Genomic DNA, 15,252 nt, shown 5'->3' with positions numbered 1-15,252 from the left:
GACACGGGACGGCAAAGAAGTGTGAGCGGCCCACCGGCCGACCCCTGTCGAGCGCGATCCCATCACGAGATATCTTGATGTCGAGCAATGTTGCAGACGTGGAGCGGAGCACCCGGTGACTGACTCGACCATCATCTATACGCACACTGACGAGGCCCCGGCCCTGGCGACGTATTCCTTCCTGCCGGTGGTCCAGGCGTACGCCTCGCAGGCGGGTGTCGCCGTGGAGACGCGGGACATCTCGCTGGCCGGGCGCATCATCGCCGTGTTCCCGGAGTACCTGACCGAGGACCAGCGCATCCCGGACGCGCTGAGCGAGCTCGGTGAGCTGGCCAAGACGCCCGAGGCCAACATCATCAAGCTGCCGAACATCTCGGCGTCGATCCCGCAGCTCAAGGCCGCGATCGCCGAGCTGCAGGCCAAGGGCTACGCGCTGCCGGCGTACCCGGACGACCCGAAGACCGACGAGGAGCGGGAGATCCAGGCCCGCTACGACAAGATCAAGGGTTCGGCCGTGAACCCGGTCCTGCGTGAGGGCAACTCCGACCGCCGTGCCCCCGCCTCGGTCAAGAACTACGCCAAGTCCCACCCGCACCGCATGGGCGCCTGGACCTCCGAGTCCAAGACCGAGGTGGCGACCATGGGCGTCGACGACTTCCGCTCCACCGAGAAGTCCGTGGTGATCTCCGAGGCGGGTTCGCTGCGCATCGAGCTCAAGGGCGACGACGGCTCCACCACCGTGCTGCGCGAGTCCGTACCGGTCCAGGCGGGCGAGGTCGTCGACGCCTCGGTCATGCGGGTCGCCGCGCTGCGCGAGTTCCTGACCGCGCAGGTCGCCCGCGCCAAGGCGGAGGACGTCCTGTTCTCCGTGCACCTCAAGGCCACGATGATGAAGGTCTCCGACCCGATCGTCTTCGGTCATGTGGTGCGCGCCTTCTTCCCGAAGACCTTCGCGCAGTACGGCGAGACCTTCGCCGCCGCCGGCCTCACCCCGAACGACGGTCTGGGCGGCATCTTCAAGGGCCTGGAGGCCCTGCCGAACGGCGCCGAGATCAAGGCCTCCTTCGACGCCGAGATCGCCGAGGGCCCGGCCCTGGCGATGGTCGACTCCGACAAGGGCATCACCAACCTGCACGTGCCGTCCGACGTGATCGTCGACGCCTCCATGCCGGCCATGATCCGCACCTCCGGCCACATGTGGGGCCCGGACGGCCAGGAGGCCGACACGCTGGCCGTGCTGCCGGACAGCAGCTACGCGGGCGTCTACCAGGCCGTGATCGAGGACTGCAAGGCGCACGGCGCCTACGACCCGTCGACCATGGGCTCGGTCCCGAACGTCGGTCTGATGGCGCAGAAGGCCGAGGAGTACGGCTCCCACGACAAGACCTTCGAGATCCCGACCACGGGCACGGTCCGCCTGGTCGACCAGAACGGCGACGCGGTCATCGAGCAGACCGTCTCCGCCGGCGACATCTTCCGCGCCTGCCAGACCAAGGACGCGCCGATCAAGGACTGGGTGAAGCTCGCCGTCACCCGCGCCCGCGCCACCGGCGACCCGGCCGTCTTCTGGCTGGACGAGACCCGCGCCCACGACGCGCAGCTGATCGCCAAGATCAACGCCTACCTGCCGGAGCACGACACCGAGGGCCTGGACATCCGCGTCCTCGCCCCGGTCGACGCCACCAAGCTGTCGGTGGAGCGCATCCGCCGCGGCGAGGACACCATCTCCGTCACCGGCAACGTGCTGCGCGACTACCTGACCGACCTCTTCCCGATCCTGGAGCTGGGCACCAGCGCCAAGATGCTGTCGGTCGTCCCGCTGATGGCGGGCGGCGGCCTGTTCGAGACGGGCGCCGGCGGCTCCGCGCCGAAGCACGTCCAGCAGCTGGTCAAGGAGAACTACCTGCGCTGGGACTCCCTCGGTGAGTTCTTCGCGCTCGTGCCGTCCTTCGAGCAGTACGCCACGGCCACCGGCAACGCCCGCGCCCAGGTCCTCGCCGACACCCTCGACCGCGCCACGGCGACCTTCCTCAACGAGGACAAGTCCCCGACCCGTCGCGTCGGCGGCATCGACAACCGCGGCAGCCACTTCTACCTGTCCCTGTACTGGGCGCAGGAGCTGGCGGCGCAGACCGACGACGCGGACCTGGCCAAGGCCTTCCAGCCGCTCGCCGAGACGCTCGCCGCGGCCGAGCAGACCATCGTCGACGAGCTGAACGCCGTCCAGGGCGAGCCGGCCGACATCGGCGGCTACTACCAGCCCGACCCGGCCAAGGCGGCGGCGGTCATGCGCCCGTCGGCCACCTGGAACGAGGCGCTGGCGTCCCTGAGCTGACCCACCCCGCTCCGCACTCCGCCCCGTCCGGCAACTCCCGGGCGGGGCGGTGTCGTTGCCGGAACATGTCGTTTGTGACGTCCTCATGTCACGTTTCGTACAGGCCTGTCGGCCGATGTCCGGCTGTGCTTACCTCGTCGCACGTCCCAGGCTCTCCCCCGCACGAGGAGCACCATGAGCACCCAGTCCGACACTTCGGCGTGGTCGTTCGAGACCAAGCAGATCCACGCCGGGGCCGCGCCCGACCCGACGACCGGGGCCCGGGCCACCCCGATCTACCAGACGACGTCGTTCGTGTTCCGGGACACCCAGCACGCCGCCGACCTGTTCTCGCTCGCCGAGCCCGGCAACATCTACACCCGCATCCACAACCCCACCCAGGACGTCTTCGAGCAGCGGATCGCCGCGCTGGAGGGCGGTGTCGCGGCCGTGGCGCTGTCGTCGGGGCAGGCCGCGGAGACCCTCGCGATCCTGACCCTGGCGGGTGCGGGCGACCACATCGTGTCGAGCACGTCCCTGTACGGCGGCACGTACAACCTGCTCCGGCACACGCTGCCGAGGTTCGGCATCGAGGTGTCGTTCGTGGACGACCCGGACGACGCCGAGGCCTGGCGGGCGGCGATCCGGCCGAACACCAAGGCGCTGTTCGCGGAGACGCTGGGCAACCCGCGCGGCAACGTCCTCGACATCCGGGCGGTCGCGGACGTGGCGCACGCGGCGGGCGTGCCGCTGATCGTCGACAACACGGTGCCGACCCCCTATCTGCTGCGGCCGATCGAGCACGGCGCGGACATCGTGGTGCATTCGGCGACCAAGTTCCTCGGCGGGCACGGCACCGCGATCGCGGGTGTGGTGGTGGACGGCGGCACCTTCGACTTCGGCGCGCACGCCGGCCGTTTCCCCGACTTCACCGAGCCCGACCCGAGCTACCACGGCCTGCGGTACTGGCCGGCGCTCGGCCCGGGCGCGTTCGCGATCAAGCTGCGGGTGCAGCTGCTGCGCGACCTCGGTCCGGCGCTCTCCCCGCACTCCGCGTTCCTGCTGCTGCAGGGGGTGGAGACGCTGAGCCTGCGCATCGAGCGGCACTCGGCGAACGCGCTGGCGCTGGCGCAGTGGCTGGAGCAGCGGGACGAGGTCGCCGCCGTCCACTACCCGGGCCTCGAGTCCAGCAGGTGGTACGAGGCCGGGCAGACGTACCTGCCCCGGGGCGCGGGTGCGATCGTCTCTTTCGAGCTGCGGGACGGCATCGAGGCGGGCAAGCGGTTCGTGGACGCGGTCGAGCTGTTCAGCCACCTCGCGAACATCGGTGACGTGCGCAGCCTGATCATCCACCCGGCGTCGACGACCCACAGCCAGCTGGACGAGGAGCAGCTGGCGGCGACCGGCACCTCGCCGGGCCTGGTGCGGCTGTCGGTCGGCATCGAGAACCTCGCCGACCTCAGGGCCGACCTGGAGGCGGGTTTCCGGGCGGCGAAGGGCGCGGCGTCCTGAACGCCGTACCGAACACCGTGCCGCACCTGGAGGTCCCCCTTCCGCCGGCCACCGGGGCCTGGCGGGAGGGGGACCCGCCCGGGCGGCGGCGGTGGTACGCGGCCGAGAAGCCGCTGCCACTGGAGGCGGGAGGCGAACTGCCCGGCGCACGGCTGGCGTTCGAGACCTGGGGGCGGCTGGCGGCGGACGGTTCCAACGCGGTGCTGGTGCTGCACGCGCTCACCGGGGACAGTCATGTCGTGGGACCCGCCGGGGACGGGCATCCGACGCCCGGCTGGTGGGACGGGCTGGTCGGGCCGGGGCGGCCGCTGGACACCGACCGGTGGTTCGTGGTCGCGCCGAACGTGCTGGGCGGCTGCCAGGGCAGTACGGGACCGGCCTCCGCCCGCCCCGACGGGGGCCGGAGCTGGGGCGGCGCCTTCCCGTTCCTGACCCAGCGGGACCAGGTCGCGGCCGAGGCGGGGCTCGCGGACGCGCTCGGCGTCGAGCGGTGGGCGCTGGTGGTCGGCGGGTCGATGGGCGGGATGCGGGCGCTGGAGTGGGCGGTGTCCCAGCCGCGGCGGGTGGCGGCCCTGCTGCTGCTCGCCACGACGACGGCGGCGAGCGCCGAGCAGATCGCCTGGGCGAACGTCCAGCTCCACGCCGTCCGCGCCGACCCGCACTGGCAGGGCGGCGACTACCACGACACCGGCCGCGGCCCGCACGCCGGCCTCGGCCTGGCCCGCCGTCTCGCCCATGTCACCTACCGCAGCGAGCCGGAACTCCACCTCCGCTTCGGCCGCACCCCCCAGGGCGGCGAGGACCCCTTCCGGGGCGGCCGCTACCAGGTCGAGTCGTACCTCGACCATCACGCGGCCAAGCTGGTACGGCGGTTCGACGCGGGCAGCTATGTGGTCCTCTCCGAGGCGATGAACGCCCATGACGTCGGCCGGGGCCGGGGCGGCGTACGGGCGGCGCTGGGGCGGGTGACGGCACGGACGCTGGTGGCCGGCGTGGACTCGGACCGGCTCTATCCGCTCGCCCAGCAGTCCGAACTGGCGGCGCTGATCCCGACCGCGGACCGGCTCCGCGTGGTGGAGTCGCCGTACGGCCACGACGGGTTCCTCATCGAGACGGAGCAGGTCGCTTCGCTGGTGAGGGAGCTGCTCGGCTAGCGCTTCACCAGAAAGTGTGCCCCCTGACCTGCTCGTTGTGCGCAGCCATGCCGCTGTCCCGCCCTCTCCCCCGTCGTGTTGTGATGGCATCTCCGATCATGCGCCACGCCACTGACAACGCCCCGGGAGCCGCCCGATGACCCCTGCCGCACCCTCCTTCGAGTTCCTGCCCGGAGCCGCCGGCTCGCCGGTGATCCTGCATGTGCCGCACTCGGCGCGGGAGATACCGGCCGAGGTGCGGGCGGGCATCGTGCTGGACGACGAGGCGCTGGGGCGGGAGCTGGACCACATCACCGACGCGCACACCGCCCGGATCGCCGAGGAGGCGGCCCGGCTGGCCGGCGTGACGCCCTGGCGGTTCGTCAACCGGCTGTCGCGGCTGGTCGTGGATCCGGAGCGGTTCCCGGACGAGCGGGAGGAGATGGGGGCCGTCGGGATGGGGGCCGTGTACACGCGGACCACGCACCGGGAGGTGCTGCGGGACGACGATCTCGACCCCGAGCCGCTGATCGCGCGGTACTTCCGGCCGTACGCCCGGGCCATGACCGAGGCCGTGCGGGAGCGGCTGGCGGCGGTCGGACGGGTGGTCGTCGTCGACGTGCACTCGTACCCCACCGAGCCGCTGCCCTACGAACTGCACGGCGAGGGCCCACGGCCGCCGGTCTGCCTGGGCACCGACCCCTTCCACACCCCGCCCGAGCTGCTCGCCGCCGCGCGCGAGGCGTTCGCGGGGACCGGGGAGACGGGGCTCGACAGCCCGTTCGCCGGCACGTACGTACCGCTGGAGCACTACGGGCGGGAGCCGAGGGTGTCCGCGCTGATGGTGGAGATCCGGCGGGACACCTACATGAGCGAGCCGGGCGGGCCGGCCGGGGCGGGACTGCCCCGGCTGGCCTCGGCACTGGCGGCCCTGGTGGACGCCGTCTCCTGAACTGCGCCGGAGGGGCTGTGCTCAGGCCCGCAGCCACTCCGTGACGACCACCTCCCCGCCGGTCCGCAGCCGCAGGGCGAAGGGACCCGCGGGCGGGGCGTCGCCGGAGAAGCGGCCCATGGAGTCGGCGGTGAGCGAGGCGCCCGCGCGCGGTCCGTGCAGGACCTCGACCGAGGCGGCCTGTGGCGGCAGCAGCTGCCCCATCAGCCCCTCCTCGGTCACCTCCACGTCGACGGTCAGCCCGCCGGTGTGGAAGGTCAGCATCCGCGGCACGTCCCCCGCTCCCCTGACCGGAATCGCGTCGGTCAGCGAGTCGAAGGTGAGCTCGGCGATGCGTGCGTCGAGGTCGTGCAGCGCGTACGCCTCGATGGCGATGCGGCGCAGCTCCGCCGGGACCGGGTCCAGGATGGCGGCGGCCTGGCGGAGTTCCTCCTCCAGCCGCCCGTGGTCGAACTCCTCGTCGCCGAACGAGCCGTCGAAGGAGTCCTCGCCCGCCAGGTCGTCGTCGCTCATGTCATGCATGTCGCTCATGTCGCTCACAGTGCTCCCCGTGCGTCGAGTCGGGCCCGCAGGCGGCGCAGACATCGCTGGCGCATCGGTCCGATGCTGCCGACGGCGATGCCGAGCGCGCCCGACACCTCCTGGTAGCTGGGCGGTGGCGAGGTGATCAGCACTCGCAGCAGCTGTCGGCAGCGGTCGCCGAGCGCCTCGAACTCCTGCCACAGGAACCGGACGCGCTCGCTCTGCGCGGCCGCCTCCTCCGAGTCGAGGACCGACTGCTCGGGCGTCAGTTCCTCGCTGGCGCGGTCCAGCAGCTGGGGATCGTCGGTCGGCGTCAGCCGCCTTAAGCTCTTGAGCACCTTCAGGCACTCGTTGCGCGCGGTGCTCGCGAGCCAGGAGCCCGCCTTGTCCGGTTCGCGGATCCGACCGAGGTGCTGGGCGAAGCGGAACCATACGGTCTGGTAGACCTCGTGTCCGTCGGCCTCGGAGAGCCGGTGTGCGCGCACGACCGACCACACCAGCGGGCTCAACCCTTCCACGAGCGCCTTCCAGGCCGCCGTTTCACCGTCGACGGCCGACTGGACGAGCGCGCCGACATCTGTACGGTCCACGGCCCCACCCCTTGTGTACGGCCTGTCATCGTACGCCGTGGCGGGGCCTCCCACGGACCTCATGAGGTCCTCGTTCCGGTCCTCGGCCCGGTCCTCGTTCCGGTCCTCGGCCCGGTCCTCGGTCCGGTCCTCGGCCCGGTCCTCGGTCCGGTGCTCGGTCCGGTCCTCCTTCGGGAACTCACGCCGGACCGACCGGGACCGGACGCCAGCCCGCCGGCCGGAGCGCCGGTACGTGCGCTCCGCGCACCTCGGCGAACTGCGTGTTGCGGTCGAGCAGTTGACGGGCGGCGGCACGGGGATCGGTCTCCTTCTCGGCGGTCATGTGGGCGGCGACGAGCCCGGCCACCACGGGCGTTGCGAACGAGGTCCCGCTCCAGGACGCGTACCCCTCGAACATCACCTGGTCCGGCTTGCCGGAGGCGTCGCTCAGGAGGCCCGTGTGGCGCGGGGAACGGCAGGTGCAGGCGTAGCCGAAGCCGTAGCGGCAGGTGTCGTAGGTGGAGTGCTGGTAGACATACGGGACGGGCGTCTCGAAGCCGGTGAGGGCGCCGATCAGGCGCTCGCCGGGGGCGTAGACCCGCACCCAGGGGCCGTGGTTGGAGAAGCAGGCGCCGAACTCGCCGTCGGAGCGCAGCGCGCCGACCGACAGGACGGCGTCGGCGTACTCGGGCAGGGAGGCGTAGGCGGCGGGCCAGAACGGCGTGGCGCTGGCGTTGTTGCCGGCGGCGGCGACCAGCAGGGTGCGCTGCTCCCGGAGCGCGCGCAGGAAGCCGTCGAGGCCGAGGAGGCCGTCGACCCGGCCGTTGGAGGTGCCGGCGGAGAGGCTGAGGATGTCCGGCCAGCCGCCCTCCTCCACGGCGTCGAAGAGCTTCTCGCCGAACTCGTCCTCCAGGATCGCGCCGCAGTCGTTGAGGGTGTTGCGCACGGTCACGTCGGTGTTGGGCGCGACGGCCGCGACCAGTCCGGCGATGAACGTGCCGTGGCCGACGTACTGCTGGAGGACGCCGTCGTCGTCGGTCTCCCTGATCTGGAGGTCGCCGTCGGTGTGGGCGAGCGGAGGGTAGGAGCGGAAGTCGTGCATCAGACCGGTGTCGATCACCAGGACGCCCACCGCGCTGTCCGGGTCGTGGTCCCCGTCGGCCCGGGCGGGGTTGGGGGTCTGGGTGAGCGGGGCGGGCACGGGCTCGTCGCCCGGGCAGGCGTTGACGGAGATCGACACGACGTGGTTGCGGCTGACGAGCCGGCGTCCCGTACGGCCCTCCGCCTCGCGCAGGGCGCGCAGGGCGCCCGCGACGGCGTGGTCCGCGGTGCGGTCCCCCTGGCCGGGCTCGCCGACCTGGATGCGGGTGATGCCGGAGCGGTTGGTCCGCGGCCCCGCCCTGCGGACGTGGTCGGGGACCAGGCCGTCGGTCGCGGTGAAGTGGGTGCGGACGGTGTCCTCGACGACCTGCGCCTCCTCGCCGTCGCGGGCGAGGACGACACCCTTCTCGTAGATGAACTCGGCGGAGTCGTCCGGTCCCATCGCCAACGCAACGCCGGGCAGCGAGCGCTGGATCTGGTCGAACTGCTCGTGGAATCGCTGTGGTGCCATGCCGTGTCCTCCCCCTGGCCGGTGTGTCGTCAGTCAGATCCCCGCGGAGTTCGTCTGATACAGGTGGTGCCACGGCGGATACGGGTGGTGCGGTTGCGGAAGCCGGTGGTGCGCTTGCGGGTGTACGCCCCTTCTGTACGCCCCCTCCAAACGTGCGCCCCCTCGACACGCCGCCCATGCCGGCGCGTGCGCCTCCCCCGCGGGGTCAAGTCCGCTGACGTGATGTCCCATTGATACCCCCGGATACGGCGCCGAACTGGTGTGGCGTGCCGAGCGGAGCACTACCATCCGTGGAGTGACAGCGGGAAACGACTCGGTTCTCGAACTGCTGCCGATGGTGTTCGCCGCCCCGGGCGACGCGTTGTCGCGGGCGGAAGGAGTGCTCGACACCGATCCGACGCCGTTGCACGCCTCGGTCGCCCATCAGGTGATCGGCATCTGGCAGCGCGACTGGGGCGACATGCGGCTCGCCCTGGACCATCTGCGGCGCGCCCGCGATCTGGCGGCGCGCGCGGACTCGGCGGAGCGCGAGGCGGACGTACTGGCCACGCTCGGGGTGGCGCTGGTGCACGCCGGCCGCACCCGGCAGGGCCTCGCGGCGTTCGAGCGGGGGGTCGAGCGCGGGACGGGCCACACCCGCGCGCGGGTGCTGTTCCGGCGGGCCTACTCCTGGTGGGTGCTCGGCCACCACCGTGAGGCGCTGGAGGACGTGCGCCGGGCGATACCGGTCCTGCGGCAGGCGGACGACGTCATCTGGACGGCGCGTGCCCTGACCCTGCGCGCCACGGTGCATCTCGCGCTCGGGGCGGTGGAGCGGGCGGAGGCGGACTTCACGGCGGCCGAGGCGCTGTGGGACACCACCGGCCAGGAGCACGACAAGGCGGACGCGGTGGAGAGCCGGGGCCTCGCCGCGTTCCGCTCGGGAGACGTCCCCGCGGCGCTGCGGCTCCTCGACGAGGCCGAGGAGCGGTACGCCAAGCTCGGCACGCCCACGTTCATGCTCAACATCCGGCGCTGCGAGGTCCTGATGGCGGCCGGTCTCGCGCCGGAGGCCCTAGCCGAGGCGGACGCGGCGACCGCGGTCCTGGACGGGATCGGCGGGCAGTCCACCCGCAAGGCGGAACTGCTGCTGGCCGCCGCGAGAGCGGCCCGGCTGGCGGGTGACCCGGGGACGGCGATCGCGCGCGCGGCGGTGGCCGTACGCCTGTTCGCCGGTCAGCGGCGCACCTGGTGGGAGACGCACGCCCAGCTGGTGCTGATCGACGCGCGGGTGGCCGCCGGGCGGGGTTCGGGTCGGCTGGTCGCCGACGCGGTCAGGGTGGCGGAGCGGCTGTCCGCGTTCGGTGCGCCCGCCGCGCCGGAGGCCTGGCTGCTTGCGGGCCGCATCGCGCTCGCCCTGAACTGGACCGCGGACGCCGAGAGGTATCTGGAGGTCGCCGCGCGCAGCCGGCGCAGCGGGCCGCCGCTGGCGCGGCTGACGGGCTGGGCGGCGCAGGCGCTGTGGGCGCGGGCCACCGGATCGGGGCGGGGCGTGCTGGAGGCCTGCCGGCGCGGCCTCGACGTGCTCGACGCCCACCGTACGACGCTGGGAGCCTCGGAGTTGCGGGCCCGGGCCACCGCGCAGGGCGCCGAACTGGCCGCGCTGGCCCAGGAGGTGAGCCTGGAGCGGGGCGGGCCCCGGCAGCTGCTGGTGTGGAGCGAGCGGTGGCGGGCCACGGCCCTGTCCACGCCGCCCACCCGGCCGCCCGCCGACCCGGCGCTGCTGAGCGGCCTGACCGCGTTCCGGGTGATCGCCGCGCGCGCGGAGGAGGCCCGGATGGACGGCCGCCCGGTGCCGACCCTGGAGCGGGAGCAGCGCCGCCTGGAGCGGGAGATCCGCTCCCGCACCCTGCACATCCGGGGGCACGCGCCGGGTTACGGGGGCCGGTTCGACGCGGGCCGGCTCCTCGACCGGCTCGGCGACGGACGGCTCGTCGAACTCGCCGTACTGGACGGGCGGGTTCAGGTGCTGCTGTGCGGCGGGGGGCGGGTCAGGCGGTTCGCGGGCGGGCTGCTGGCCGAGGCGGAGCGGGAGGCCGAGTACGTGCAGTCGGCGCTGCGCCGGCTGGCCCATCCGGGCGGCGAGGGACGGCTGCCGTTGGTCGAGACGGCCGGGCGGCGGCTGGAGGAGCTGCTGCTGGGCGAGGCGGCGGGGCAGCTGGGCTCCGGCCCGCTGGTGGTGGTGCCGCCGGCGCGGCTGCACCGCGTCCCGTGGGCGCTGCTGCCCTCGCTGCGCGAGCGGGTGGTCAGCGTGTCGCCGTCGGCGAGTGGCTGGCTGCGCGCCCGGGAGACCGAGCCGCCGCCGGGCGGGCGGCATGTCCTGGTGCGGGGGCCGGGCCTGGCGACCGGCGGCGCGGAGGTGCCGGAGGTGGCCGGACGGTACGGCAGGCCGACGGTGCTGGAGACGGACGACGCGCGGGTGCCCCGGGTGCTCCAGGAGCTGGACGGGGCCACGCTGGCGCACATCGCCGCGCACGGCACCTTCCGCGGCGACAGCCCGATGTTCTCGTCCCTGCGCATGGCCGACGGACCGCTGATCGTCCACGACTTCGAGCGGCTGGCCCGCAGCCCGTACCGGATCATCCTCTCCAGCTGCGACACCGCCCGGCTCGCCTCGGTCGGCGCCGACGAACTCCTCGGCCTGGTCACGGCGTTGCTCCCGCTGGGCACGGCGGGTGTCGTCGCGAGCAGCGCGCCCGTGAACGACGCGGCGGTCGTGCCCCTGATGCTGGCCCTGCACAAGGGCCTCAGCGACGGCGCCTCCCTGGCGGAGGCGCTGCGCGACGCACGGGCCGCACTGCCGGGGGACGCGCTGCACCAGGCGACGGGCTGGGCGTTCACGGCGTTCGGAGCGGCGTGAACGCCCGTTGCCGCTAGGCGGATCGGGTGTCCGGCAGGTCGATCAGCCACGGCAGGGCGCCCCGGTCGCTCGCGCCGAGGCGGGTGTAGGCGCTGTAGAGGTGGTTGCCGACGGTGCGGACGGACAGGGTGAGGCGCTCGGCGATCTGACGGTTGCTCAGTCCGGAGGCCGCCAGAGCGACGATCTGCCGCTGGCGGGCGGTGAGTTCACCCAGGACGAGCCCGGACAGGGCCGGGGTGCAGGCGCCTTGGCAGCGCCGGGCGAGGGCGACGGCCCGGGTGCGGGCGGTACGCGCGGCCGTGGGGTCGCGGTGGACCCGTACGGCCTGGGCGTGCGCCTCGGCCGCGAACAGCAGGAAGCCACCCGCCTCCAGCTCCTCGGCGACCCGGTCCAGCGCGGCACCGTCGGCGTCGGCGAGGGCACGGGCGTGGCGGGCGAAGACGCTGCCGGGCGGGAGCACGCGAAGGGCCCGCTCCGGCTCACCGAGACGTACGGCGTCGTAGGCGAGGCAGGGATCGTCCCTCCCGGCGGCATCGCGGGCGTGGGCGCCGTCCGTCTCGTCGGGAGGCATCGGGCACGGCAGGCCGGCGGGTTCACCCTCGCCCAACTGTGCTGCGATCAAGGTGAGTTCGCGGCGGCAGGCCGTGTCCTCCGGCGCGCTCGCCAGCCCCTCCCTCGCCCAGGCCGCCGCCTCGCGCAGTTCGCCCCGCAGGCGGGCGAAGCGGGCGCGGACGGCCGCGTACGCGGGTGGGACCGCTTCGCCCTCGGCGACCAGCCAGTCCCCCACGGGGTTCGGCCGGGCACGGACGTCGGCGCGTGCGATGCCTCGGGTCATCGCGGCCGACTCCGCGTCGAGGGCGTCTCCCAGGGATTCGCGGGTGCCGGTCAGCCGACGCGCGCGCAGCCGGCCGGCGGCGGCGCGCAGGACCGGACCGTGCAGGGGGTGGGCCAGGCGTACGGTCGTCCCGGCCCCGCCGTCGTCCACCTCGATCAGGCCGTCCGTCTCCAGGCGTTCGAGGACGCGCAGGTCGAGCGTGTCCGCGGGCAGCGGCAGGGGCTCGGCGTAGGCGAGACGGTCGAGGGTCTCGCGTTCGTCGGGGCAGGGGCGGGCGAGGACGGGGGCGGTGCGCTCGCGGAGGGTGGGGGTCGACGGGACGCGGCCGCGCCACGCCCACTCGTCCGTGTCGGGGACCGGGGTGAGCAGTCCCTCGTCGCGCACGGCGTCCAGGAGGTCCCGCAGGAGCCGCAGGTCGCCCCGGCACAGGCGGTGCAGACGGTGGACGGTGAGGGGCTCCGGGGGACCGCCCGCACCGGCCGCGAGGAGCTGGGCGGTGTCCTCGGCGGTCAGGGGTTCCAGGGCGAGGCGGGGCAGCAGTTCTCCGGTCCACAGCCGGGTGACGGCTCCCGGGGCGGTAGTGCCGTCGGTCACGACGACCAGCAGCCGGGTGCGGCCCTGGACGGCCAGCTGGTGCAGCAGCGCGGCGGAGGCGTCGTCGAGCAGATGGGCGTCGTCGACCAGCAACATCCGTACACCGGAGAGGAGTTGTACGGCGCGGTGCAGGGTGACGTCCTCGGGCAGAAGGTGGGCGAACGCGGCGAAGGCGGTGCCCCGGGTGCCCGGCGTGCCGGCCACCCGGGCGCAGTCGGTGCCGCGGACCGCCTCGGCCGCCAGCCGGGTGCGGCCGCAGCCCGCCGGTCCCGTGATCACGATTCCGGGCCGGCCCGCCGCCAGCGACCGGCGGACCACCTCCAGTTCCTCCTCCCGGCCGGTGAACGGCCACGGCAGCCGCAGGGTCCTGGCATGCGTCTCGATCGTCGTCACATCATGTGGAGTCCGGCTACTCACACCTGATACAGGACGACTTGAGTAGCCCCCGACTCAGGCGCCCGGCGGGATGGTCACGGCACCCTGGTGGTCATGACCGCCCGCTACTGCTCGCTCGCGCAGCAGCCGGCCCCCGCGTTCGCCCCGGGGCTGGCCGCCGAGCGGCTCGGCGCGCTCATGAGCGGGCGCCGGATGTGGGTCAACGGCACGGTCCTGCACTACTACTTCTTCGATCGCGACAGTGACGCTTCGGTGATCCCCGTGCCGGGTTCGGGGGGAACCCGGCGGGTGTCGTGGGTCGGCGACGGGGCCCGGCGGGACGTGGTGCGCGACTGCTTCCGCGAGTGGGCCGACCTGGGGATCGGGGTGTCGTTCGCGGAGGTCTTCGACCGTTCGGAGGCGGAACTGCGCATCGGCTTCCAGCAGGGCGACGGTTCCTGGTCGGCGGTGGGCCGGGACGCGCTGCTCGCGGGGCTCAACGAGCGGACCATGAACTTCGGCTGGGACCTGACCGCGCCCGGGGAGCGCGCGACGGCCCTGCACGAGATCGGGCACGCGCTCGGCATGCAGCACGAGCACCAGAGCCCGTTCGCCGGCATCCACTGGGACGACGAGGCCGTCTACGCCGACCTGGCGGGCCCCCCGAACCACTGGAGCCGGGACCGCACCTGGTTCAACGTCCTGCGCAAGCTGGACCCGGCCGAGGTCAACGGCTCGCTGTGGGATCCGCAGTCCGTGATGGAGTACCCCTTCGAGGCGGGGCTGATCCTGGAGCCGGAGCAGTTCCGGGGCGGTGTCCACCCGCCGGGGTCGCTGTCCCCGCTGGACAAGGAGTTCGTGCTCCGCTGGTACCCGCCGCTCGACGCGCCGCGGCCGCCCGCCCTGGTGCCGTTCCGCTCGGTGGCCCTGTCCCTGGGACCGGGTGAGCAGGCCGACTTCACCGTGGAGCCGAAGGAGACCCGCGAGTACACCCTCGGCACCTTCGGGGAGAGCGACTCGGTCGTCGTGGTCTTCGAGGAACGGGACGGCGAGCCCCGCTTCCTCGCCGGACAGGACGACGGCGGTACCCCGCGCAACGCCACGATCAGGGCCCGGCTCGTCAAGGGCCGCCGCTACTTCGTCCGGGTCCGCCTCCACTCCGGCTGGGGTTCGGGCGAGACCGCGGTCATGTGCTGGTGAACGGGCACACGACCGCGTATCGACCACTGTCCGGCGCCGGGGAAAGGCCGGGCACGTCACCTTCGGGGGAGGGAGACGTGCCCGGCCGCACCGGCGTGCGGGGGCCGGTGCGAACGGCGTGTTTCCGTCGTACGAACAGGTCGGCGGCCGGCGGGACAGGAGCGTCCGGGTGGTGTCAACATCGCCGTGCCGGTGCTGCGCCAGTCACTGTCCGCCGGCGCCACGGACGTGCAGTGAATCGTCTCCGGCTACTCGCTCGCGTTCGGCCTGGCCCTGGTGCCCGGCGGCAGCCTGGGTGATGTGCGCGGTCGCAAACACCTGTTCCTGATCGGCCTCACGACCTTCGCCCTGTGCGGCCTGGTCGCCGCCACCGGCACCCGGCCGGAGACGGTCGTCGTGGCCCGGCCGGTGCAGGGCGCGGGCGCCGGCCTGGTGAACTCCCAGGTGATCGGCACCCTCCAGGACGTGTTCCAGGGGCTGAACCGGGCACGCGCCCGCGGCCTGTACGCCGTCACCGGCGGTGTCGCGGCGGCTCTGGGCCCGGCGCTCGGCGGGGCCCTCGTCGCCCTGTGCGGTCCGGACACGGGGTGGCGGCTGTGCCTGCTGCTGAGCGCGCCGTGCGGCGCGGTCACGTTGTGGCTGGCGGCGCGCCGACTGCCCCCGCCCCGCCGGATCGCCGCGTCCGGCCGCCCGGACGTGCGGGGGCCGGCGTGCGTGGGGCCCTGACCCTGTCCC

At 73.5% G+C, this 15,252-nt stretch carries 11 protein-coding genes; 7 read left to right on the top strand and 4 right to left on the bottom strand.

Annotated elements, in window-relative coordinates:
- The first annotated feature begins 115 nt into the window (after nucleotides 1–115).
- From ACIRF9_RS08575 to ACIRF9_RS08560, 4 genes are all read left to right on the top strand, one after another.
- The gene (locus ACIRF9_RS08575) at nucleotides 116–2,335 is read left to right on the top strand and encodes an NADP-dependent isocitrate dehydrogenase (protein WP_403818312.1); all 2,220 of its coding nucleotides are present in this window, start codon (nucleotides 116–118) and stop codon (nucleotides 2,333–2,335) included.
- Between the two features lie 174 nt (nucleotides 2,336–2,509).
- The gene (locus ACIRF9_RS08570; RefSeq protein WP_403818310.1) at nucleotides 2,510–3,826 is read left to right on the top strand and encodes a bifunctional o-acetylhomoserine/o-acetylserine sulfhydrylase; all 1,317 of its coding nucleotides are present in this window, start codon (nucleotides 2,510–2,512) and stop codon (nucleotides 3,824–3,826) included.
- Nucleotides 3,827–3,843: 17 nt separating this feature from the next.
- Entirely contained in the window at nucleotides 3,844–4,980 is a 1,137-nt protein-coding gene (locus tag ACIRF9_RS08565) for a homoserine O-acetyltransferase (protein WP_403818309.1), read from the top strand.
- Between the two features lie 136 nt (nucleotides 4,981–5,116).
- On the top strand, nucleotides 5,117–5,911 hold the full coding sequence (locus ACIRF9_RS08560) for an N-formylglutamate amidohydrolase (RefSeq protein WP_403818307.1): 795 nt from the start codon (nucleotides 5,117–5,119) through the stop codon (nucleotides 5,909–5,911).
- A 21-nt stretch (nucleotides 5,912–5,932) separates the two neighbouring features.
- Here ACIRF9_RS08560 and ACIRF9_RS08555 read toward each other — a convergent pair whose 3' ends face one another.
- The 3 genes from ACIRF9_RS08555 to ACIRF9_RS08545 form a co-directional block, all read right to left on the bottom strand.
- Nucleotides 5,933–6,442, bottom strand: coding sequence for a hypothetical protein (locus tag ACIRF9_RS08555; protein ID WP_403818305.1), 510 nt, complete (start codon nucleotides 6,440–6,442; stop codon nucleotides 5,933–5,935).
- Nucleotides 6,443–6,447: 5 nt separating this feature from the next.
- Entirely contained in the window at nucleotides 6,448–7,023 is a 576-nt protein-coding gene (locus tag ACIRF9_RS08550) for an RNA polymerase sigma factor (RefSeq protein ID WP_403818304.1), read from the bottom strand.
- 178 nt (nucleotides 7,024–7,201) lie between these two features.
- Nucleotides 7,202–8,614, bottom strand: a complete 1,413-nt coding sequence (locus tag ACIRF9_RS08545) for a S8/S53 family peptidase (protein ID WP_403818302.1) — start codon at nucleotides 8,612–8,614, stop codon at nucleotides 7,202–7,204.
- A 334-nt stretch (nucleotides 8,615–8,948) separates the two neighbouring features.
- Between ACIRF9_RS08545 and ACIRF9_RS08540 the strand changes: the two genes are divergently transcribed.
- Complete coding sequence (locus ACIRF9_RS08540; RefSeq protein WP_403819013.1) at nucleotides 8,949–11,513, top strand: CHAT domain-containing protein; 2,565 nt, start codon at nucleotides 8,949–8,951, stop codon at nucleotides 11,511–11,513.
- A gap of 13 nt (nucleotides 11,514–11,526) precedes the next feature.
- On the opposite strand, the gene ACIRF9_RS08535 is transcribed toward ACIRF9_RS08540, so the two are convergent.
- On the bottom strand, nucleotides 11,527–13,335 hold the full coding sequence (locus ACIRF9_RS08535) for a LuxR C-terminal-related transcriptional regulator (protein WP_403818301.1): 1,809 nt from the start codon (nucleotides 13,333–13,335) through the stop codon (nucleotides 11,527–11,529).
- 96 nt (nucleotides 13,336–13,431) lie between these two features.
- Between ACIRF9_RS08535 and ACIRF9_RS08530 the strand changes: the two genes are divergently transcribed.
- Together ACIRF9_RS08530 and ACIRF9_RS08525 are read left to right on the top strand one after the other, a co-directional pair.
- Nucleotides 13,432–14,517, top strand: a complete 1,086-nt coding sequence (locus ACIRF9_RS08530) for a M12 family metallopeptidase (protein ID WP_403818299.1) — start codon at nucleotides 13,432–13,434, stop codon at nucleotides 14,515–14,517.
- Nucleotides 14,518–14,793: 276 nt separating this feature from the next.
- On the top strand, nucleotides 14,794–15,243 hold the full coding sequence (locus ACIRF9_RS08525) for an MFS transporter (RefSeq protein ID WP_403818298.1): 450 nt from the start codon (nucleotides 14,794–14,796) through the stop codon (nucleotides 15,241–15,243).
- Nucleotides 15,244–15,252: the final 9 nt, after the last annotated feature.

Origin of the sequence: Streptomyces sp. NPDC096132 (genome assembly GCF_044763345.1) — a bacterium.
Classification (GTDB): domain Bacteria; phylum Actinomycetota; class Actinomycetes; order Streptomycetales; family Streptomycetaceae; genus Streptomyces.
This window is presented reverse-complemented; position numbering and strand designations above follow the sequence as displayed.